19 protein-coding genes and 1 tRNA gene are annotated in these 20,969 nt (G+C 60.4%); 8 read left to right on the top strand and 12 right to left on the bottom strand.

The genetic code is table 11. The features are described from left to right. The first annotated feature begins 127 nt into the window (after window positions 1-127). The 5 genes from EDD78_RS11100 to EDD78_RS11080 all read left to right on the top strand — a co-directional run bounded on the left by EDD78_RS11100 (window position 128) and on the right by EDD78_RS11080 (window position 5,374). On the top strand, window positions 128-1,306 hold the full coding sequence (locus EDD78_RS11100) for an ROK family transcriptional regulator (RefSeq protein WP_079699938.1): 1,179 nt from the start codon (window positions 128-130) through the stop codon (window positions 1,304-1,306). Window positions 1,307-1,360: 54 nt separating this feature from the next. Then, a complete protein-coding gene (locus tag EDD78_RS11095) occupies window positions 1,361-2,392 on the top strand; it encodes an asparaginase (RefSeq protein ID WP_132084975.1) in 1,032 nt (343 codons plus the stop codon). A gap of 3 nt (window positions 2,393-2,395) precedes the next feature. Further along, on the top strand, window positions 2,396-3,295 hold the full coding sequence (locus EDD78_RS11090) for a carbohydrate ABC transporter permease (RefSeq protein ID WP_132084974.1): 900 nt from the start codon (window positions 2,396-2,398) through the stop codon (window positions 3,293-3,295). After that, window positions 3,295-4,128 (top strand): carbohydrate ABC transporter permease, encoded by an 834-nt coding sequence (locus EDD78_RS11085; RefSeq protein WP_286170863.1) that lies wholly within the window; start codon window positions 3,295-3,297, stop codon window positions 4,126-4,128. The genes EDD78_RS11090 and EDD78_RS11085 overlap by 1 nt, the downstream gene beginning before the upstream one ends. A 973-nt stretch (window positions 4,129-5,101) precedes the next feature. Then, complete coding sequence (locus EDD78_RS11080) at window positions 5,102-5,374, top strand: helix-turn-helix domain-containing protein (RefSeq protein WP_132084972.1); 273 nt, start codon at window positions 5,102-5,104, stop codon at window positions 5,372-5,374. Between the two features lie 86 nt (window positions 5,375-5,460). Here EDD78_RS11080 and EDD78_RS11075 read toward each other — a convergent pair whose 3' ends face one another. Genes EDD78_RS11075 through EDD78_RS11065 form a run of 3 tightly spaced genes read right to left on the bottom strand, consistent with a single transcriptional unit; the run spans window position 5,461 to window position 9,312 of the window. Further along, window positions 5,461-6,891, bottom strand: a complete 1,431-nt coding sequence (locus tag EDD78_RS11075; RefSeq protein ID WP_132084971.1) for an ABC transporter permease — start codon at window positions 6,889-6,891, stop codon at window positions 5,461-5,463. Next, entirely contained in the window at window positions 6,878-8,437 is a 1,560-nt protein-coding gene (locus EDD78_RS11070; protein ID WP_132084970.1) for a COG1361 family protein, read from the bottom strand. The genes EDD78_RS11075 and EDD78_RS11070 overlap by 14 nt, the downstream gene beginning before the upstream one ends. Further along, the gene (locus EDD78_RS11065) at window positions 8,434-9,312 is read right to left on the bottom strand and encodes an ABC transporter ATP-binding protein (protein WP_117507895.1); all 879 of its coding nucleotides are present in this window, start codon (window positions 9,310-9,312) and stop codon (window positions 8,434-8,436) included. Before EDD78_RS11065 ends, EDD78_RS11070 begins: the two co-directional genes overlap by 4 nt. A gap of 244 nt (window positions 9,313-9,556) precedes the next feature. Between EDD78_RS11065 and EDD78_RS11060 the strand changes: the two genes are divergently transcribed. Further along, window positions 9,557-10,522 carry a D-2-hydroxyacid dehydrogenase gene (locus tag EDD78_RS11060; protein WP_132084969.1) on the top strand — a complete coding sequence of 322 codons (966 nt, stop codon included), beginning with the start codon at window positions 9,557-9,559 and terminating at the stop codon, window positions 10,520-10,522. A 40-nt stretch (window positions 10,523-10,562) separates the two neighbouring features. Here EDD78_RS11060 and EDD78_RS11055 read toward each other — a convergent pair whose 3' ends face one another. From EDD78_RS11055 to EDD78_RS11045, 3 genes are all read right to left on the bottom strand, one after another. Continuing rightward, entirely contained in the window at window positions 10,563-11,672 is a 1,110-nt protein-coding gene (locus EDD78_RS11055; protein WP_132084968.1) for a mechanosensitive ion channel family protein, read from the bottom strand. Window positions 11,673-11,696: 24 nt separating this feature from the next. Beyond that, window positions 11,697-12,881, bottom strand: coding sequence for an alanyl-tRNA editing protein (locus EDD78_RS11050; RefSeq protein ID WP_132084967.1), 1,185 nt, complete (start codon window positions 12,879-12,881; stop codon window positions 11,697-11,699). A gap of 76 nt (window positions 12,882-12,957) precedes the next feature. Beyond that, complete coding sequence (locus tag EDD78_RS11045; RefSeq protein WP_079699926.1) at window positions 12,958-13,251, bottom strand: hypothetical protein; 294 nt, start codon at window positions 13,249-13,251, stop codon at window positions 12,958-12,960. Between the two features lie 259 nt (window positions 13,252-13,510). Between EDD78_RS11045 and EDD78_RS11040 the strand changes: the two genes are divergently transcribed. Beyond that, entirely contained in the window at window positions 13,511-15,586 is a 2,076-nt protein-coding gene (locus tag EDD78_RS11040; protein ID WP_132084966.1) for an elongation factor G, read from the top strand. 53 nt (window positions 15,587-15,639) lie between these two features. Here EDD78_RS11040 and EDD78_RS11035 read toward each other — a convergent pair whose 3' ends face one another. The 6 genes from EDD78_RS11035 to EDD78_RS11010 all read right to left on the bottom strand — a co-directional run bounded on the left by EDD78_RS11035 (window position 15,640) and on the right by EDD78_RS11010 (window position 20,171). Then, the gene (locus EDD78_RS11035) at window positions 15,640-16,194 is read right to left on the bottom strand and encodes a CarD family transcriptional regulator (RefSeq protein WP_079699924.1); all 555 of its coding nucleotides are present in this window, start codon (window positions 16,192-16,194) and stop codon (window positions 15,640-15,642) included. Between the two features lie 13 nt (window positions 16,195-16,207). Further along, window positions 16,208-16,447, bottom strand: a complete 240-nt coding sequence (locus EDD78_RS11030; protein WP_132084965.1) for a hypothetical protein — start codon at window positions 16,445-16,447, stop codon at window positions 16,208-16,210. 239 nt (window positions 16,448-16,686) lie between these two features. Next, complete coding sequence (locus EDD78_RS11025) at window positions 16,687-16,923, bottom strand: ribonuclease HII (RefSeq protein WP_079699922.1); 237 nt, start codon at window positions 16,921-16,923, stop codon at window positions 16,687-16,689. 71 nt (window positions 16,924-16,994) lie between these two features. Beyond that, window positions 16,995-17,918, bottom strand: coding sequence for an AraC family transcriptional regulator (locus EDD78_RS11020; protein WP_132084964.1), 924 nt, complete (start codon window positions 17,916-17,918; stop codon window positions 16,995-16,997). Between the two features lie 202 nt (window positions 17,919-18,120). Further along, window positions 18,121-19,827, bottom strand: coding sequence for an ATP-binding protein (locus EDD78_RS11015; RefSeq protein WP_242942195.1), 1,707 nt, complete (start codon window positions 19,825-19,827; stop codon window positions 18,121-18,123). Between the two features lie 270 nt (window positions 19,828-20,097). Next, window positions 20,098-20,171: transfer RNA gene (locus EDD78_RS11010), tRNA-Gly, on the bottom strand. Between the two features lie 219 nt (window positions 20,172-20,390). Here EDD78_RS11010 and EDD78_RS11005 point away from each other — a divergent pair. Next, complete coding sequence (locus EDD78_RS11005; RefSeq protein ID WP_079699919.1) at window positions 20,391-20,948, top strand: winged helix-turn-helix domain-containing protein; 558 nt, start codon at window positions 20,391-20,393, stop codon at window positions 20,946-20,948. Window positions 20,949-20,969 lie beyond the last annotated feature (21 nt).

The following is a 20,969-nucleotide window of genomic DNA, read 5'->3' as shown; positions in this document are numbered from 1 at the left end:
CCGCCCCAGAAAGCGGCAGGACAGCAGTTTCCATTTGACGGACGGCGGCGCGGATGTTAGGATAAATATGTAAAATTCTGACGACATCACGGCGCCGGCAGGCGCGGCGGCTTTGGAGGCAAGTACGATGATTCAGCCCACGCAGGATCAAGCATATACAAAAATCCACAACACCCGGGTCGTGCTGGACCTCATCCGGGAGAAGCGGCCGCTCTCAAGGGTGGAAATCGCGCGGCTGACCGGGATGAGCTCGGCCACCATCACCCGGATCGTCTCCGACCTCATCCGGACCGGCGTGGTCTGCGAGACCACCCCCTTTTCCACCAAGGTCGGGCGCAAGGCGATCCTGCTGGACATCGTGTCCGACGCGGCGCTCTGCTTTGCGGTGGACATTGCCCCCTCGCTGCTGCGCGCGGGGATCGTGGACTACAAGGGGGAGGTGCTCTGCCAGCGGGAGTACGCCATCGTCTGCCGGGAGCACACCCCGCAGCAGTACGCGAAGCTGGTACATAAAAGCCTTCTGGAGCTCTGTGCGGCGCTGCCCGGGGAGAAGGAAGTCGTCTGCGCGGGGGCGACGGTCATCGGGATCGTGGACCACGCGGCGGGGATGGTGCGCTTCGCCCCCCAGCTGGGGTGGAAGGAGGTCCCGATCGCCGCGCTGCTGGAGGAGGCCCTCTCGCTGCCGGTGGCGATCCACAACGACGTGGACGCCCAGATTCTGGGCGAGGCGCAGAGTCTGGGCCTGGATAAGAAGTCGGTGGCCTACCTTTCGGTGGGCAAAGGGGTCGGCTCCTCGATGCTGCTCGACGGACGGGTGGTCGAGGGGGACAGCGACATCTGCGGCGAGATCGGGCACACCATCATCGAGCTTCAGGGCCTGCAGTGCAGCTGCGGGCGCCGCGGGTGCCTGCAGACCTTCATCGGGGAAAACTCGGTGCTGCAGCGCGCGCGCATGAAGGACCCCGCGATCAAATCGATGCGCCAGCTGGTTGCTTGCTACCATGAAGGAACGCCCTGGGCCCGGGAGCTGATCGAGCAGACCGCCACCTACCTGGCGGTGGCGATCAACAACCTTGGGTGCATGCACAATCCGCAGACCATCATCCTGGGCGGGGAGCTGATCCGCAGCTATCCCTTCCTCTTCGAGCTGGCGCAGCAGCATCTGGGCGACCTGCTCTACGAGCCCCTGCGGGGGAATTTGCAGCTGCTGTGCACAAAAAGCCGGGGGATGTCCGGAATCCTGGGGATCGCCCAGCTTTCCCAGGAGCGGTATGTGGACCAATTAATCGAAGATAACATCTTTTAACCCCGCCCATCCGGGCACGGCTGCCCGGCGGGCGGGAAATGGGAGGAATACGATATGTCATTTTCTCTGATCAACGAGTATCGGGGAAATCTTTTGGAGTGCTGCCACGAGGGGCGGCTCTGCGTTGTCGATGAGCACGGCGGGGTGCTCGCCGCGGGCGGGGACATCGACAAGGTCACCTATTACCGCTCGGCCACCAAGCCGATCCAGGCGCTGCCGGTGGTGGTGCGGGGCCTGCCGCAGCGCTACGGCTTCACCGAGCGGGAGATGGCCCTGATGGCCGGCTCCCACGCCGGGCAGGCCTTCCACGGGGAGATGATCCTCAGCATGTTACAGAAGGCCGGCTTTCAAGAGGAGGACATGATCATGCTCCCCTCCTATCCGGCGGACCAGGAGGAATACCGGCGGATGATCCAGGAGGGTATCCCGCCGCGCAAGGCGCTGCACAACTGCTCGGGCAAGCATGTGGCGCTCATGCTCCTTTCGCGTGAGCTCGGGGAAGATTACCACGACTACTGGAAACTCAGCAGCCGCGCCCAGCAGGAGGTGCTGCACTATATCTCCGCCTTTTCGGAGTATCCGGCCGACCGGATCCAGACCGGGGTGGACGGCTGTGGGGTGCCGGTCTTCGCGGTGCCCATGCGCAACATGGCGCTCTCATTTTTAAAGCTCGCCTGTCCCGACCTGATCGAAGATCCGGGCGTGCGCACGGCGGTGCAGGCGCTGACCGGAGCCGTCAGCAAATATCCCGAGACGATAAGGGGTTACGGATTTTTATGCACCCTGCTCAACGAGGACCCCAACATCATCGCCAAGGACGGCGCCAGGGGGGTCTATGCGATCGGCCTGCGCCGTGAACGGCTGGGGATCGCCTTCAAGGTGGGGGACGGCAGCGAGCAGAACCTCGGGGTGGTGGTGGCGCATATCCTGCGCGAGCTGCACTACGAGAACCGGGAGACCATCGAAAAGATCGAGGCGATGGAGCCGGGGATCCTCATCAACGACAACGGCCGGGACGTTGGGAGGATTTGCAGCGAGTTCACCCTGGATCTTGGGAGAGACGATACCTATCCGGAAGGGGAATGAGCGATGAAAGCGAAAAAGAAGCGCAACTGGCGTAAGTGGGAGCCCTATCTCCTGCTCGCGCCCGGCCTGCTGCTGATCGTGTTGCTGATGGGATATCCGCTGCTCTACAGCGTGCGGCTCTCCTTCCTCAACTATAATCTATTGACCCCCAATGACATCCATTTTAACGGCCTTGAGAACTATCAAAAGCTCTTTTCCAACCCGGATTTGTGGCTGATCGTCAAAAACTCGATCATCTGGGTGGTGGTCGTGGTCTTCTTCCAGTTCCTGCTGGGCTTCACGCTGGCCATGCTGCTCAACTCGCAGTTCCGCGGCAAGGGGCTTTACCAGTCGGTGGCCTTCCTGCCCTGGGCGGTGTCCGGCTTTTTGATCGGGCTGACCTTCAAGTGGCTGTTCAGCCAGCACAACGGCGTGATCAACTTTGCGCTGCAGTCCCTGGGGCTGATCGATGCGCCGGTTTCGTGGCTCGGGAGCGAGACCTTTTCCATGATCGTGCCCATCGTGGGGATGATCTGGTACGGGGTGCCCTTCTTCGGGATCATGATCCTGGCGGCGCTGCAGTCCATCCCGGTGGATGTGATCGAATCCGCCAAGATCGACGGCGCTTCGGCCACCCAGACCTTTTTCAAGGTGATGATCCCCTATGTGCGCCCCACCATCACGGTGACGCTGCTGCTGCGGGTCATCTGGGTCTTCAATTCCCCGGATATCATCTATATCACCACCGCCGGGGGTCCGGCGAACACCAGCAACATCCTCCCGCTGTACGTCTTCAACCAGGCCTATTACAGCATGGACTTCGGCTACGGCGCGGCGGCGGGAATCCTGATGATGGAGGTGCTGCTCATCTACGCCATGCTCTACCTCAAGCTGACCAGCTACGAAAAGGCGGGTGATTTTTGATGAAGGTGAAACAGTTTCTCGTGAAGCTCCTGCGCTTCGTACTGCTGGCAATCTTTCTCTTCGCCACCATCTTCCCGTTTTACTGGCTGGTGCTGACCTCGTTCAAGTCCCGCCAGGAGATCAACAGTCCCGAAATCCATTTCTGGCCGGCCGAGCCGACGGTACAAAACTATATCACCGCCTTCAAGCAGACGCGCTTTGACGTCTTTATCGGCAACAGCGCTTATGTGACCATCATCAGCTCGCTTTTGGTGCTGATCATCGCCATCCTGGGCGGCTACGCCCTCTCGCGCTACCAGTTCCGTTTCAAGAACCTGATCATGGGAATTTTCCTGGTTTCGCAGATGGTGCCGCTGGTGATTGCGATCATCCCGATGTTCATCCTCTACAGCAAGGTCGGGCTGATCGACAACCTGCTGTCGCTGATCATCAGCTACACGGTCTCGAACGTGCCGTTTTGTATGATCACCATGTCCTCGTTCTTTAAACGGATTCCGGTTTCGCTGGAGGAGGCGGCCCAGATCGACGGGTGCAACCGCTTCCAGAGCGTGCTGCGGGTGGTGCTGCCGGTGATGCTGCCGGGGATCGTGGCGGTTTTCGTCTTCGCCTTTACCGGCTGCTGGAACGAGCTGTTCTATTCGATCATGATGATTAACTCGGAGAACCTGCGCACCATCCCGGCTGGCCTGATGAACTTCGTGCAGAAGTACGACATCGACTGGGGGCAGATGACCGCCGCGGCGACGGTGACGCTCATCCCGGTGACGGTGATGTTCTTCCTGGTGCAAAAGCATATCGTTGCCGGCCTGACGGCGGGTGCGGTCAAAGAGTAAGGCGCACGCATTTTTGGCGCCCGACCAAAAATGCCGCACGCTGACGCGTGTGTGCGCCTCACGGGCTGGAAACGAACCGTTTCCCCCCGTGTACCCCCTTTCGGTTTAATTTTCAAGTATTGGGATTCTCAAGGGTCTTCGATCCTTGAGCGGGTGCGGGCAGCTAGGCGCACGCATTTTTGGCGCCCGACCAAAAATGCCGCACGCTGGCGCGTGTGTGCGCCTCACGGGCTGGAAACGAGCCGTTTTCCCCCGTGTACCCCCTTTCGGTTTAATTTTCAAGTATTGGGATTCTCAAGGGTCTTCGATCCTTGAGCGGGTGCGGGCAGCGCCCGCGACCTTTTCCGGTTAGCTGACACTCGTCTTGACGGAATCCCCCTTCGGATCAGGAAGGGGAGCAAAAAGCTTCCAGTGGAAGGTTTTTGCATGGGGAAACCCTATCAAGGGGTTTCCCCATGGCGGCGGGCCGCCATCTTCTTGCGGGGCAGAGTGCCCCGCCTTTCCCCTGGTCCCAGACCGGTGGTGAGTTTGCGGGGTGAATGCCTCCGAAGGAGGCAATGGCCCCACGCCCGACGAGTCCTCTTTTCCACGTGGAAAAGAGGACGGAAAAGACGAAAAAGAGGGGGAAGTATCCCCCTCTTTTTATGTTCCCTCTCGCGCGCGACCACGCGCGGACTATATACGTTTTACACTCGCCATATAATGCGAAGCCCGCGAAGGCAACTGATGGCAATAACGATTGCACCCCCTTCGGGGGCCTTTTCCCGCGAAGGGGGTTAAAGGTTGCTCATCGGGCATGGGACCATTGCCGTCCGTAAAAGCATTCACTCCGTTTGGGCATATAGGCAGTTTGCTTAAATAAACCCTTGATAGCTTGTGCATGTTTTTTAGGACATATAGTCCTATTTTCCACAATTTATGTTTTGTCGTGATATGATTACTTCGGCGCCAGAAAAACAAAGGAGTAATTAACATGAGTAATAAAATTTCTGAAGAAAACGAAAGATACATGCAAAATCTCCTCTGCAATATAAGACTCCTCCGGCTGGAGGCGGGGCTCTCTGTCAAAGAGATGGCAAATATCGTGGGGATGGAAGAATCGCTCCTCTTACGGCTGGAAGCGGGGGAGCAGGCGGACGAGTTCGATTCAGGGCATATATTTCGTTATTGTCATTATTTTCACGTCCATCCAAATGAGCTTTTCGGCGGTTGGCCCATAAGAAGAAATGCTCCGCCAGAACCCTGACGGAGCACATCAATATTTTCAGCGCGGGCCGCGCACCGCCGGCCTGCTTTTCAGAGCCTGCGCGAATTGGGGGCGGCAGCCTGCCGCTATTCATGCTTGATCGCCTCCAGCGCGCTGATCTTCACCGCGCGGTTGGCCGGGTAGAAGCCGGAGAAGAGGCCGATGCAGATGGCGAAAACCATCGCGCCCGCCACCAGCCAGGGCGGGATAATCGAATATTGGGTCATGCCGCCCTGGTCCCAGCCGTAGAGCATGCCGCCCATCATACCGCCCATGCCGCTCCCGTCGCCGCTCATAGCGGCGTTGTTCATGATGAAGTTGAGCCCGAATGAGATCGCATAGCTGATCCCGACGCCGACCAGGCCCCCGAGCAGCCCGATGCACCCGGCCTCCATCAAAAAGATCGAGCGGATGTTCCCGACCTCGCAGCCGAGCACCTTCATGATCCCGATCTCCCGGGTGCGCTCATAGATGGACATGATCATGGTGTTGGTGATCCCCAGCGCTGCCACCAAAAGCGAGATGCCCGCCAGGCCCCCGAGGATCATCTGGATGGTTTGGGTACTTTTCTGCATTTCCTCCCGCTGGGAGGAGAGCGACCAGTATTGGAACCCCAGCGCCTTGATGGAGTCCTGGACCTCGTCCACCGAGTCGAGGGAATCGGCCATCACATAGACCTGCTGGTATTCCTGGTCGGTCTGGCCGCGAACCTTGTTTTTCTTGTTGTATTCCTTCTGCAGCGCCTGGACCCGGTCGATGTCCATATAGATGGCGTACTCCATGTCGAAGTCCCGGTTCATGGCCTCGTCGTCGCCGCTGAGGGTGCCCACCACCTTGACCGGGTAGCTGCCGTTCCCGGTGGGGACCTTTTCCCGTCCACTGCGGTCATCGTCGTCGTCCTGCTTGCCGATGTTGGCGTAGAGCCGGTCCTTGCTGAAATCCACGAACGGGTCCTTGACCCGTCCGTACTGGTCGGGGTAGGGGGAGACCCGGTTGTCCCGCTTGCGCTTGGTGTCGACAAACTGGTAGGGCACCTTCGCCCCGATGATCACCGCGTCCTTGTATTCCGACTTGGTGGGAAAGCGCCCGTCGGCGAGGGCATAGCCCAGCGCCGGCATCGAGGCGATGTCGATCCCGATGATCTGCCCTCGGTAACGGTAGCGCTCGTCCACCTGGAAGACCACCTCGTCGCCCCAGAGGTACTGCATGGCGGTCGCCGCCTTCACCCCCGGGATGGCACGCAGCTTCTTGACCGATTCGGCGTTCAGCTTGGGCGGCTCCTTGACCACTCCGCCCGGCCCCTCGCTCATGCCGTAGTCGGGATAGACCTGGATCAGGGTCAGGTTGCCCATCCCCTCGATCATCTCGGTCTGCGCCTTGTCCATCCCGACGCCCAGCGACACCATCACCACGATGGCGCAGGTGCCGATGACCACCCCGAATACCGTGAGCGCGGTGCGCATCTTGCGCCGCCAGAGGTTGCGCATGCACATCGAGATTTTATCAAATATCTTCATCGTCGTCTCCCGATTTCTTCTTGCGGACCCGGCGCACGACGAGGATTACCACGATCAGGATTATCACGCCGCCCACGGCGATCAGGGCGATCATTAGAGGGCTTAGCCCCTGCTGCATGCCGTCCATCTCGCCGCCGACCGTCACGTCGGGCGGGAAATCGTCCATTGAGGGCTCCTCGGGCTGCTCCTGCACGGTGACGGTGAACTCCTTTTTCACATCGTTGATCCGCACCCGGTCGGTGCCGTCCTCATTCTTGCCGTCGCGGTCCTCATAGGTGACGATCGCCTCACAGGTGAAGGTGCCGGACTGTGCGAACTGCACCGGGATTTCGATCTCCGCCTGGGAGGAGTGGGCCAGCGCACCATGGTACTCGGTGGCGCCGTTGTTGACAAGGTCGTTGCCCGAAATGGTCAGCTGGACGTTGGCCGCGTCCGAGACCAGGTCCTTGTTGATCACCTTGACGGTCAGGTAGCCGTCCTCGTTCGGGAAGAGGGAATCGGGCGGGGTGATGTTGAGGATTTCAAAGCGGGAGATGCGCCCCTGCTTCTCCTCGTCCTCCTCCTCGGGCTTGGGGATGGAGGAGACGTAGATGGTCTCCTCCGAGGCGACCACGCCGCTGTACTTGCCGTCCACCTTGTACTGCCCGTCGAACTTGACCGCGATCGGGATGCTCTCAAGCTTCAGGTCCTTGCTCGCCTTGAAGTGGAAGGTTTCGGTGGTGGATTGCCGCTGCGGGATGGTTATGTAGTGGCGCTTGTTGGTGCCGTTGACGATCGACACCCCCTCGGGCGGGGTAATGGTCATGGACATGTTCTCGATCGCCTTTTTCTTGGAGTTGTTCATGAACTTGATGGTGACCTTGAACTCCTCGCCGTACTGGACCGAATCGGGCGCCTCGTAGTCGGTGATGAGGATTTTCGGGGTCATGGTGTCCTCGGCGACCTCCTTGTCGTCGTCATCGCTGCTGTTGGTGCTGGTGCGCCGGGTTCCGCTGCCCGAATCGTCATCGTCGTCGTAGCTGCTTGAATAGGGCAGCTCGGTCAGGTTGCGCGAGAGGATGTCATAGCTGTCGTCCTCATATTTGACCATGGCGCGGAAGGTGCGGTTCCCCTCGTGCGGGCGCACGCCCAGGTAAAAGACGTGCCGGTCGTCCTTTGCGTTGGTGGTCTCATAGAACTTGAAATCATCCTTGCTGTTCTTGGACTCGAAGTAGGCGTAGTCGTTGTCGGCCGTCACCTTGAAGTTGGGATTGTCGCCATCCACCTTGATACCGGCCTCGCGGCCTTTCTGGGTGATGCGAAGCTCCAGCCTGGCGTAGTAGCTGTTGCCGTATTTCGGGTTGGAGGCCGCGTCGCGGTCCCCCTCGTCCTCCACCAAATAGAGGTCCCGCAGCTCCACATAGCCGGGGCGCACGTTTTCATTGACGTCCTTGTCCGCCGCGCCCACCACGGTGGCCAGCAGCCCCGAAAAAACGCCCAGCACCATCGCCACGGCGAGAATCAGCGGCAGCACACGTTTTAAGATCATTCTGGTTTTCTGTTTCATCTTTCTTCTTCCCCCGCAATATTGGTATCAGGCGCCCCCGCCTGCAAATCCTCGTGTTCTTCCCGGCTCTCCCCGGCCGTCGGCCCGGGATTGTCCGGCTGCGGCAGCCCCGCCGGCTCCTGGGCCGTATGCTCCCCCGCCAGCTCCTGCTCCTGGGCGTAGGGGTTATAGTCCTCCGGGTGCGCGTCGTTGAGCCGGTCGCTGACAATGTTCCCGTCGATCAGGGTGACGATCCGGTCGGTGAACTGGGCCAGCTCGCTGTCGTGGGTGACCAGTACCAGCGTCTCGTTGTTCTCGTGCGCCATCTTCACCATCAGCCGCATGACCTCGACCGTGGTCTTGGTGTCCAGGTTCCCGGTCGGCTCGTCGGCGAAGATGAGGTCCGGCTTGGTCACGAAGGCGCGGGCGATCCCGACGCGCTGCTGCTGGCCGCCCGACATCTGGGTGGGCTTGTGGCGCACCCGGCCTTTCAGGCCCACCGCGTCGAGCATAGCCTTGGCGCGCTTGTCCCGTTTTCGTTTGGAGACCCCGCGGAACATCAGCGGCATCGAGACGTTCTCCAGCGCGGTGAGCGCCGGGAGAAGGTTATAGGACTGGAAGATAAAGCCCAAGTGTTTTTGGCGGAACTTGGCGAGCTGCCGCTCGCTGAGCTTCGATATGTTGGTCCCGTTGATGTACACCCCGCCCTTGGTGGGCTTCTCGAGCCCCGCGAGCTGGTTTAGGAAGGTGCTCTTGCCCGAGCCCGAGGTGCCGAGGATGCAGCAGATCTGCCCCTTCGGGATCTCGAGATTGATACAGTCGAGCGCGACCACTTTTTCCTTCCCGAGATTATACACCTTGCGCAGGTTTTTTACGGCGATGATGGGCTGCTCCAACCGTCCGCCTCCTTTCCAAAAAATGCTTCCCGTATATCGTGTCGAAGAAAGGGAAAGTTCCTGCAACAATCACGAAAAATTCACAGGGCATTCACAAAACTGTATTATATGTATTAGTACAGTTCATCTTATCATGGGGCACTCCCGCTTGTCAATAGTGCGCGGGGGAAAGGGGCGCCAGAATGCTTGAAAATTTTTAGTGGCAGGAATATAATGGAAGAATTCAAGGGGAAAGGGTGTCAAGATGAAAATCGTAATTCTGGACGAGTATCTCGTCTGCCGGGGAAACCTGGATTTTGAGGCGCTGCGGCAGTTTGGAGAGGTGGTTTCTTACCCGGCCACCGCGCGCGGGGAAGCGGCAGAGCGGATCGGGGACGCCGAGGCCGTCTTTCTAAACCGGGTGGTGATCGACCGCGAGGTGCTCTCGCGCTGCCCGAACCTGCGCTTTATCGGGATCACCGCCACCGGCTACAACATGATTGATCTCGAAGCTGCCGGCGAATTTGGGGTGACGGTCTGCAACGTGCCTGCCTATTCGACCGAAGCGGTGGCGCAGCTGACCTTCGCGCTGCTGCTCGAGATCGCCTGCGGGGTGAGCACTCTCAGCGCCCATGTACACGCCGGGAACTGGCGAAGCCCGCTCGACCCCTTTGTGGCGGAACACCGCTCGTTCGAGCTTTGCGGCAAGACGATGGGGATCGTCGGGATGGGGGACATCGGGTATCGGGTGGCGCAGCTGGCCAACGCCTTCGGGATGGATGTGCTCGGCTACCGCCGCCATCCCGACCGCTCGCTCGAGCGGGAGAACCTGCACTTTTGCGATCTCGACGACCTGCTCGAGCGCAGCGACGTCGTTTCGGTGCACTGCCCGCTGACGAGCGAGACCCGCGGGCTGATCGGGGAGCGGGAGCTCGCCCGGATGAAGGACGGGGCGGTCCTGCTCAACACCTCCCGCGGGCCGGTGTTAAACGAGGCGGCGGTGGCCGCGGCACTCGACAGCGGCAAGCTCTACGCCGCGGGGCTGGACGTCCTTTCCAGCGAGCCGCCGAAGGAGGACAATCCCCTGGCGCGGCACCCGCGCTGCGTCGTCACGCCGCATGTGGCCTGGACCCCGCGGGAAACCCGCGCGCGGCTGATCGGGGTGTGCGTGGAGAACCTGCGCTGCTTTCTGGAGGGGCGGCCGCAGAACGTGGTCAATCAAAAGGCATGATAAAAAGGGCTGGCGGGGATTTTCCCGCCAGCCCCTTTGGTTATTCCTTTTCCTGCGGCGCTTCGGACTGAAGATAAACGGTGCGGGTGGGGAAGGCGAATTGCAATTCCAGCTTCTCCACGATCTCCATGATGGCGAAGTTGATCTTCTCCTTGAAGCGCATATAGTCGGCATAGCCGGTCAGGTCGGTGAAGTAGTAGACCCGCAGCAGCAGCGCGCTGTCTGAAAACTCGTTGAAGGTGACCGACACGGTGTCCTGGTTGACCCCTTCGGTGGTCTGCAGCAGGTCGCGGATCTGCGCGACGCATTCTTTCATTTTTTCGGGCGGGGAGGAATAGGCCAGCGACAGGTCGAAGGAAATTTTGCGCTTCTCCATGCGCGACCAGTTGGTGATCGGTTTTTGGGCGAGCAGGGAATTGGGCACCACCACCTGGGAATTATCGAAGGTGCGCACCCGGGTCGAGCGGAAGGTGATGTCCTCCACCACCCCCTCGAGGGAGCCTTCGACCTGGATCCAGTCGTCCACCTCGAAGGGCTTGTCCAAGAGGATCACCATCCCGCCGAAGAGGTTCGAGGCCCAGTCCTGGGCCGCCAGGGCGATGGTCAGGCCGCCCAGCCCGATCCCGGTGATCAGCCCGCCGACGTTGTACCCCAGCTCCCCAATGATGATGACCACCCCGAAGGCGGCGGCCACGATCCGCAGAATCCGGGTGAAGAAGATGGAGAAGGTCTTGCTCATGCGCTCGGTGCGCCCGCCGCCGAGGCTCAGGCTGAGGTTGTCCGGGGAGATCAGGCGCACCAGCCCCCAGGTGACGCAGGCGATGATCGACACCCGCAGCAGGGTGCGGCAGAAGGTATGGTAGGAGAGGATCGCGCTTTCGCCGCCCCAGGCAATGCTGACGGCGGCGAGATAGAACCCCAGCAGCAGCAAAAAGGTGGCCGCCGGGCGCTCGAACGCCTCGCAGAGCTTTTGGGGCAGAGAGCTCCTGGCGCGCGACGAGAGGCCGCGCAGCAGCCTAAAAAGGAGGCGCGTCACAGGCCGGTAGAGCAGCAGGGTCAGCCCGGCGGTCATCGCGCAGACGGCCAGCTGCAAAAACAGGCCGAGGTTGCTGAGGAGAAAGTTCTTGAGACAATCGATTATCAGGCTCATGGGTACCTCCGTAGCGGGTCGGTTTTAGATGTGGGACAAGAGATAAGCGCCCGGCAGCCGGCGCAGCGCAAAGTCCCGCAGCGCCTCACATTCGCCCTGCAGCGAGCCCTGCACCAGCTCGGGCTTGCCGCCGCCCCGGCCGCCGAAGGCTTCGCCGAGGCTCTTGGCGAGCGGGCGCATGTCCTCCTTCGCGCTGCAGGCGGCGTACCGCCAGGCGTCCCCGTCCCTTGAAAGGGCGAGTACCGTTTCGGCGCGCTGCATGAGCGAGAGGGCGCAGCGGCGCACCTCGTCCGGCGAGAGCCCCTCCCAAAACGCCACGACCGTGCCCACTCCCGCGGGAAGGGCGTCGGCTTCATCCTTAAAGCAGCGCTCCTGCCAGAGGGCGCACCGCGCTTTTTCCTCCTGCTGTTGCGAAAGCAGGCGCTGCACGGCCGGCTCGAGCGCGTCGCTTTTCTGGGAGAGCAGGGCGCAAAGGGAAGCGACGGTCCGGTCCTTTTCCCCATAGTCGCGCAGCGCCCGGCCCCCGGCGTAAAGGGTCACCCGGGTGCCGCCCTTGTAGCGCTGGCCGCCTGCGAGGCGGATGGCGCCCACCATCCCGGTGCGGGGCAGGTGGGTGCCGCAGCAGGCACAAACGTCGATCCCCGGGATGGTGACGATCCGCACCGGGCCGCAGAGCTCCTTCTTGCTGCGGTAATCGAGGTCTTGCAGCTCGTCCGGCTTTGGCCAGGAGGCGGTGACGGGCAGGTCCCTCCAGACGGCCTCGTTCGCTTCAAGCTCGATTTCGCCGAGGAGCTTTTCCCCGATCTCCCCGTCGAAGTCCAGGGTCACCTCCCGCTGCCCGAGATGGAAGCCGACGTTTCGCAGCCCCAGCCGGCGGTAGACGATCCCGGAGACGATATGCTCCCCGGTGTGCTGCTGCATATGGTCCAGCCGCCTGGAAAAGTCGATCTCTCCGCTGACGGCCTGTCCGGGAGGCAGCGCGCACCCGGCGGTGTGCAAAATTCTGCCCTCCCGCTCGTGCACGTCCAGAACATCCGCCCCGCCGAGCCTTCCGCGGTCGGCGGGCTGGCCGCCTCCCTCGGGGTAGAAGGCGGTGCGGTCCAGGGTGATGAGATAGCTGCCGTCATGTTCCTCGCAGCCGGTCACCACCGCCTCAAAGCGGGTGAGCAGGCTGTCGGCGTAGTAGAGCTTTTCACATTCCTGCGGCATTTTCTATTCTTCCTTTCCGGTTTGCCTCTATCATAGCATAAGTAGGCGGCGGGGAAAATGGGAATTTTGTGAACAATCAGATGATGAAGTCCCCGTCCTGCAAAATTTCGATCCCCTGCCGGTCGCAGATCCGCCGCTGGGCGAGTATCCCCACCAGTACGTCGCTCAGAATATCCAGGATGTTGATCAGGGTTTCCAGCTCGCACTCGGTCTTCCCGCGCGCCAGCTGGGTGGCGAGCGAGGTAGCCATCAGGATCATGTCCTCGCTGTAGCCGGTTCCGGTCTTGCGCTTGCGGCCCCGTGGCCGGCCGTCCGGACGCGGCGGGCCGTGCGGCGCGTCCCCCGGCCGCCCCTCGCGTTTTTCGCCCATCAAGCCCACCTCCTGCCATATTCAGGATATGCTGGCGGTAAAAATGGGGTGAAAACCGTCAGATTGCACAAGTGGGGGCGGGATTATTTTCAAGTGGCTCGTCTTGTTTTTACAAAAAGCTCTTGAATCGCAATTTCAGAATTGTTATAATAAAATCTATAAATGGGTTGTTGAACAATTTGGTTTTTGGTCATATTCAACAATTTATTCTGCAAGGGTTCCGGCAACGGAAACCAAATTCAGAAAGGGGCTAAACACTATGCGTCAATATTTGGCGGGCAAGATTCGTAACGTCGCCCTGGCGGGCCACTCCAGCGCGGGGAAGACCTCGCTGGCGGAGGCGCTTCTCTATAAGGCGGGGGCGAGCGACCGGCTTGGGAAGGTCGCGGACGGGAACACGGTCTGCGATTTCGACCCCGAGGAGATCAAACGCCAGGTCACCGTCAGCAGCGCCATCGCGCCCTTCAGCTGGGGCTCGACCAAGATCAACCTGATCGATACCCCCGGACTGTTCGACTTCGCCGGCGGGATGTACGAGGGGGTGCGCCCGGTCGAGAGCGTGCTCATCGCGGTGTCGGCCAAGTCCGGCGTCTCGGTCGGAACCGAGAAGGCCTACAAGCTGGCGCAGGAGCTGCATAAGGCGAAGATGTTCTTCGTCAACAAGATGGACGCCGAGCACGGCGACTTTTACAAGGTGCTCGAAGAGCTCAAGGCGGCCTTCGGCCCGTCTGTCTGCCCGATCGTGGTGCCCTATGTCGAGGACCACAAGGTGCTCTGCTACATCAACCTAATCGACAACAAGGCCTATACATATGACGCGAGCGGCAACCCCGCCGAGACCGATATGCCCGATTTCGGCCACCGGGTCGAGGGGCTGACCGCCGCCATCTCCGAGGCGGTGGCCGAGACCGACGAGGCGCTGTTTGAAAAATACTTCTCGGGCGAGGCGTTCACCCGCGACGAGATTCTCAAGGGCATCCACGACGGCGTCCAGAAGGGGGCCATCACCCCGGTGCTCTGCGGCAGCGCGCTGAACCTGGCGGGCGTCGATATGCTGCTCGACTGCATGGTCGACCTGCTGCCCAGCGCCTGGGAAGAAGGGGCGGAGCTCGCGAGTGACAAGGACGGCGAGCCTGTGGAGATCGCCTGCACCGATGAGGCTCCGCTGGCGGCCTATGTCTTCAAGACGGTGGCCGACCCGTTTGTCGGCAAGCTCTCGTTCATCAAGGTGGTCTCGGGCAAGCTCTCCTCGGAAATCACCCCCGTCAACGCCCGCACCGGTGAGCCGGAGCGCCTGGGCAAGATCGTCTACATCAAGGGTAAGAAGCAGGAGGACACCGCCTTCATCACGGCGGGGGACATCGGCGCGGTGACCAAGCTCTCGAGCGCGATGACCGGCGACAGCCTGTGCGATCCCAAAAGGGTGGTTTCCTTTGAAGAACTCAAATTCCCGGCCCCCTGCCTCTCGATGGCCATCAAGCTGGGGGGCAAGGGCGACGACGGCAAGGTCGCCGGCGGCCTGCAGCGGCTGATGGAAGAGGACCCGACGATGGGGTACGAAAACAACGTCGAGACCAAACAGCAGCTCATTTCGGGCCTGGGCGAGCAGCATATTGATGTGATCGTCTCCAAGCTCAAGTCCAAGTTCGGCGTGGAGGTCGGGCTGGTGGCGCCCCGCGTCGCCTACCGCGAGACCATCCGCAAGAAGGTCAAGGTCGAGGGCAAGCACAAAAAGCAGACCGGCGGCCACGGACAGTTCGGCCATGTGTGGATCGAATTCGAGCCGTGTGACAGCGACGGGCTCTTCTTCGAGGAGAAGGTGTTCGGCGGCGCGGTGCCGAAGGGCTTCTTCCCCGCGGTGGAAAAGGGGCTCCAGGACTGCATCAAGCACGGTGTGCTCGCCGGGTATCCGGTGGTCGGGCTGCACGCCACCCTGGTGGACGGCAGCTACCATCCGGTGGACTCCTCCGAAATGGCCTTCAAGATGGCGGCTTCCATCGCCTATAAAGAGGGCATGGCGCAGGCCTCCCCGGTCATCCTCGAGCCGATCGGGAACCTCAAGGCCTATGTGCCGGAGTCGAACACCGGCGACATCATGGGCGAGCTCAACAAGCGCCGCGGCCGGGTGCTGGGGATGAATCCCGCCTCGGACGGCCTGACCGAGATCGAGGCCGAGGTGCCGATGAGCGAGATGAGCGATTTCGCCACCCTGATCCGCTCCACCACCCAGGGCAGGGGCTACTTTGAACTGGCCTTTGCGCGGTACGAGCAGCTGCCCCAGATGCTCGAAGCGAAGGTCATCGAGGACGCCAAGGCCATGAAGGAAGAGGAATAACAGAAGATAAAAAGGCCGCCGGGCAGTCGCCCGGCGGCCTTTCTTTTTGAAATTTATGCTTCCTTGGCGCGGGGGCCTTGCCTCGCGGCCTTTGCCGGGCATTGGGGCCCGTCGCGCAGGCTTTGGCGGATAAAGTCGGGCACCTCCTCGCGCTGGATCCCCAGCGCCACGGCCAGCTCGCCGTGCAGCAGGTCCTCAGCCCGTTTGCGGTAGCGCTGGTCGACCTGGCTGGGCTTACGTCCGGCCTGCTGCGCGCTCTGGCCCTTGACATAGAGGGCCTTGATCAGATGGATCAGCTCGGCGCAGTCGTTCTGCTGAAAGGAGGACTGATAGTGCTCGACCAGGGATTGCAGGCTGTGGATATTTGCCGGGTCCTCCCGGATCAGGGGGATCTGCGCGATCAGCTCCTCGGCCTCCCGGCGGCTCATCACCGGGCGCATGAAGGCGGTGGTGTCCACCGGGATATAAATGGTCTCGGTGCCGTACACCGGCTCCAGGGTATAATACTTGCGGCCTTCGCTGGCGTGCGCGGCCCTCACCGGCCCGACGTCCGCCACCCGGCAGACGCCGCTGGTGCCGTAAACGATCATATCTCCGATCTTATACATGCTTCGCCCTTCGCTACCGCAGGTAGTCCCCGCAGCTGTAGAAATTATATTGCTTCTTGATCTTCAGGAGGATGGAGCCGTCCGGCTGGGGCGTTTCCTCCACAATTTTATATTTGACCCGCTTGCGCTCCAGCGCAGCTTTGTAGCCGGCCAGCTCTTCCCTTGCCAGCTCGGCTGCCCTGGACGGTTCCAAGCCCTCCTTGAGTTCGAAGTGGATGGTCTGCTCCAGGCAGGCGGCTTTGATCCGTTTCACGCGCTCTCCCAACTCCTTTCGGTAGTTCTATTTTACCACGTTTGAGGGCCTCTTCGCAAAGGAAATCTGGGGGAGCGGCGGCATTTTCGTGGATTCTGCGCATAGAGTGGGGTCCAAAATTTGTGCATTTTGCAGGTACGGCGGCCCGTCCGGGCGGGGCGGGGCCCATAAAATGAGGGTGGGGCCCGGCCTTCGGGAACGGCCGGGCCCCGCTATGATGAAAGACTTGCAATTTGGCTTCAGCAGTCTCCGGCGTAGTAGGAGACGATGCGCATGTAATCTTTGGGATTTGTGACGCTTAAAGAAAGCTGAAGATAGTTTTTGTTTTCCCGGTGCTGTTGCAGCAATTCCTCCTGGATTCCGGGGATGCGCATATCCGCTTTTGCCCCGTCCGGGAACAGGAGATCGACCGATCCGTCGCACTCGTTTACCGTCTGTAGAAAGTTTTTCATGTTTAAGATATTCAGTGTGATCATGACAGCCCTCCGTTCTAAATACACCGGGTTTACAGCTATCATTATACGGCAATTTTTTTACAAAGAATATCTTAACACTGCCCTTCACTATCATGATCCTGCCATTTTTGACGATACTCGGAGGGGGTACAACCGGTCTGCTCCCGAAAGACCTTCCCGAAGTAGCTGCTGCTGCCCAGGCCGCAGGCCTGGGCGATCGAGGTAACGGGCTCCCGGCCCCGGGCCAGCATCTGGCAGGCCATTTGCAGGCGGTAGCTTTTGATGTACTCCACCGGCGTCATGTGCAGGCAGTTATGGAACAGGCGGAAGCACTCGCGCTCGCTGGAAAAGGTCGCGGCGGCAAGCTGGGCGATGGAAATCTTCTCGGCATAGTGCTCATGGATATAGATCATCATCGGCTTGATCCGCTCGTTCGTTTTGCTGTACCTTTGCTTTTCTTTCAAGAGGGGGCGGGACAGGGCGAGAAGGGCCAGCCAGATCTCGGAGAGGGCCGCCCGCAGCTGGAGCTCGTAGCCGTCGTCCTGCTCCCGAAGGCGAAAGGATTCCCGGATAAGGCCGAGCACCCGCGCCTGCTGGGGGTCGTCGGGATACAGCGCGATGATTTCGAGCTGTGAAGCCGCGGTGATCGGCACGACGTATTTTTTCTCGATCCGGCTGCCCGCCTCCCCGGCGATGAAGGAGGGGTCGAAGATGTGGTTGAGTTGGATGTTCTCCTCATCCTTGCCCCGCGGGCGGGTCATGTGCAGGATGTTCGAGTTCACCATCCCGCCGGCTCCGGCGCGAAAGATCGTACTCCCCTGGGGCGTGCAGTATTCCACCGCGCCGCTTTCCATGTAAAAGAGTTCGACGGGCTTGTGCCAGTGCCACGGGACGAACCCGTCCCTGTATTTGTCCAGCTGCGCACAGGACGCAATATATGGGAAGTCGGGAGCAAAACCGGGCAGCCGTTCTTCCTTGGTCTCGGTGTAAAACTCGATGTGGGAGATGTTTTTCATACCGGGCTCCCTCCTCCTTGGACGGCGACATTTCAGAACTGGATCTGGGGCTTGCTGGAAGCTGCGAACGTCCCCGCGCGCCACATGGACGGCAGGAGGGGGATTGCGCTCAACCCAGGCGCCGTTTGGAGGGGACGCCGGCGGCCGGGCCAAGGGAAGGGGCTGTCTCACCGCGTGGAGTGAAACGAAGCCCTGCCGATTTTCACACCTTCTCTTTGGCGATGACCTGGTCCAGCGTCTGGTATAACCGGTCCAAATCCAGGGGCTTTGCGAGATAGGCGGTCATTCCGTACTCCCTGGATTTCTCCCTGTCCTCCTGAAACGCATTGGCGGACAGGCCGATAATGGGGATGCGCCCGGCATCCGGATGGTCGAGGGCGCGGATGGTACGGCTGGCCGTCAGCCCGTCCATTACCGGCATCTGCACATCCATGAAGATCAGCGAAAAGGTTCCCGCCGGCGACGACGACAGCAGCTCGACGGCGGCCTTGCCGTTCTCTACGCGCTCCACCTCAGCGCCCAAATCTTCCAGGAGCAGGGTGGTGATCTCCGCGTTGATTTCATTGTCCTCCGCCAGGAGGATGTGCATGCCCGTAAGGCTGCAGGCGACTTTTTTTCCACTTTCTTGCGGTCCGCCGGTCCCGGCGGACGCGTCCCGCCGCAACGTCAGGCACACGGTAAACTGCGTACCCTCGCCCAGCTTGCTGTGAACGCTGATGGTACCGCCCATGAGCTTGATAAAGCTGCTGCAAATTGCAAGGCCCAGGCCCGTTCCGCCATATTGGCGGGCCGTGGCGGGCTGCGCCTGCTCGAAGGGCTCGAAGATGCGCTGCTGGAACGTGTCGCTTATGCCGATCCCGGTGTCGGCAACCACGAATTCCAGGCAGACCGTCTCGTCATTTACCGCCGTCTGCCGCGCCCGGAGCGTTACGCTGCCTCCCGCAGGCGTAAATTTCAGGGCGTTGGACACCAGGTTTACCAGCACCTGGCTGATACGCAGGTTGTCCCCGATCACCTGGGCAACGGACAGCCCGTCTGTGCAGACGTTCAGCACAACGCCGCCGTCCTCCGCCTTGCGCCGGAACATTTCCTGAACGCGCTCCAGCATTTTTGTCAAATCGAAAGGCTGCTCGTCCAGCTGGATTTTCCCGCTTTCGATCCGGGACATATCCAATACGTCGTTGAGCAGAGACAGCAGATAGCTTGCGGAAAGGTCAATTTTGTTCAGGCAATCCGTCATCCTTTCCGGGTCGTTTACATACCGCCGGGCGATGGCCGACATGCCGGTGATGCCGTTCATGGGCGTGCGGATTTCATGGGAAATCCGGGAAAGGAACTCGCTCTTGGCCCGGTTTGCGCTCTCGGCCAGGTCCAGGGCCATCTGCGCCTTCTTCTGCCGCGCCTCGCTCACCCAAAGCAGGATAAACAGGATAACGAACCCGCCGTTGAGGCAAAGCAGGATGCCGATGGAATTGGTGACGCGCATCTCCGAATACCGCTCCGCCGCCGACACGGCCCGGTCCGCCAGTTCAAAATGGGACTCGCTCAATTCATACAGCCGCCGGGAGGGCCGACCATGCCGCACCAGCCCAATCTCGTCCTTGATCTCCCCCCAGGCCATCTGCATCTGCCCAACCAGAGTCTGATACGCCTCGTCCGGAAGCGCAATCAAATTGTTTTCTCCCTCGCCGGTGGAAAGCTCGGAGACGATGCCGTCCAGGCGGCGTATCAGCGCATCATTAGAAATTCCGTTTATTTCCTGCTTCACCAGCCGCTGCGTCGCCCCCCGGACAATCCCCGTATAGTTGACGACCCGGGCGTTTCCCTGCATATGGAGCATGGCCATCAGGGCAACGGTGCTGATCAGGCAGAATAAGACCGCCAAAAAAATTGGCGACAGACGTTTCAACCACTTCTTCATTTCTATCTGCTACGCTTTCCATATTATTGGTTTTTGTAGAACTTTACCATAAAGTATAGCAGAAGGCGATAAAAATAGCAACGGATCAGCGAAAGATAGGGCTTATATGTGTGCACAAGACGGCCCGCCGCTGGAAGTAGGCAGCGGGAATTTATCCTTCGTCTGCGGCTCAGACTCGCTTGCTGCCTGAGATGCGCCCGGGAGGGCGTGTATTTCCAGCCGAGCAAATTAAAAAAACCACCCAAAGGGTGGTTTTACTGGAGCGGGTAGCGGGAATCGAACCCGCAACCTCAGCTTGGGAAGCTGATGTTTTGCCACTAAACTATACCCGCATGTTCTTTTTTCAACCGGTTATTTGTGCCGGTGACTATTATTATATTAAAAACCGTGCGGGTTGTCAAGAGCTCCCAATCAGGGTAGGCCCAAAAACTTTTCGACAGGCTTCAAACTTCCAACACAAATATCAATCAGCCGTCAGACAGTTTTCACCGAACAAACACAATCGGCCGATATAATAGGGAACGGATTATCAAAGAAAGGGAGGAAAGGCCATGAACGAAAAAACGGCCGTCCCGCAGCGGCCGGACCCTTACCAGTTTCTGACCCGCCGGCTGGAAAGCGGAGGCTTCCAGGCGCTGGACGCCGCCGAAGCGCGGCGGCTGGTCTCGCAGGAGGAGCGGGGGAGCCTGGTCGTGGCGCTGGATATTCTGTCTCCTACGCTGGCTTCGGGCGGCGGCGCGCGGCTGTTTTCCATCCGCATGGGGCCTGTAAACGGCGATCAGCGGGAGGACGTCCGCCTGGGCGGCTTATACATCTGCGCGGCCGGGCGCTCGGTCTTCCTTAAGGGGAAGCGGGTCGGCACCACCCCACAGGAATTTGAACTGCTCTACCACCTCGCCGCCCACCCCAACGAGGTGTTCTCGCGCGAGCAGATCATCCGGGTGGTATGGCATTCCGATTACCACGGGGATGAACGCACGGTGGACACCCACATCAAGTGCCTGCGGGCCAAGCTGGGCGAGTACGCCGGGCGGATCGTGACCATCCGCAAGGCAGGGTATCTGTTCGAATGGCAGCAGGAAGAAAAAGAGGACCCGGCAAATATCTGAGCAACGATTACGAATGTGCCG

This window comes from Harryflintia acetispora (assembly GCA_004340125.1).
Lineage (GTDB): Bacteria > Bacillota > Clostridia > Oscillospirales > Ruminococcaceae > Harryflintia > Harryflintia acetispora.
Note: the sequence above shows the minus strand (reverse complement) of the source record. Positions and strands in the feature narration are given on the sequence as shown.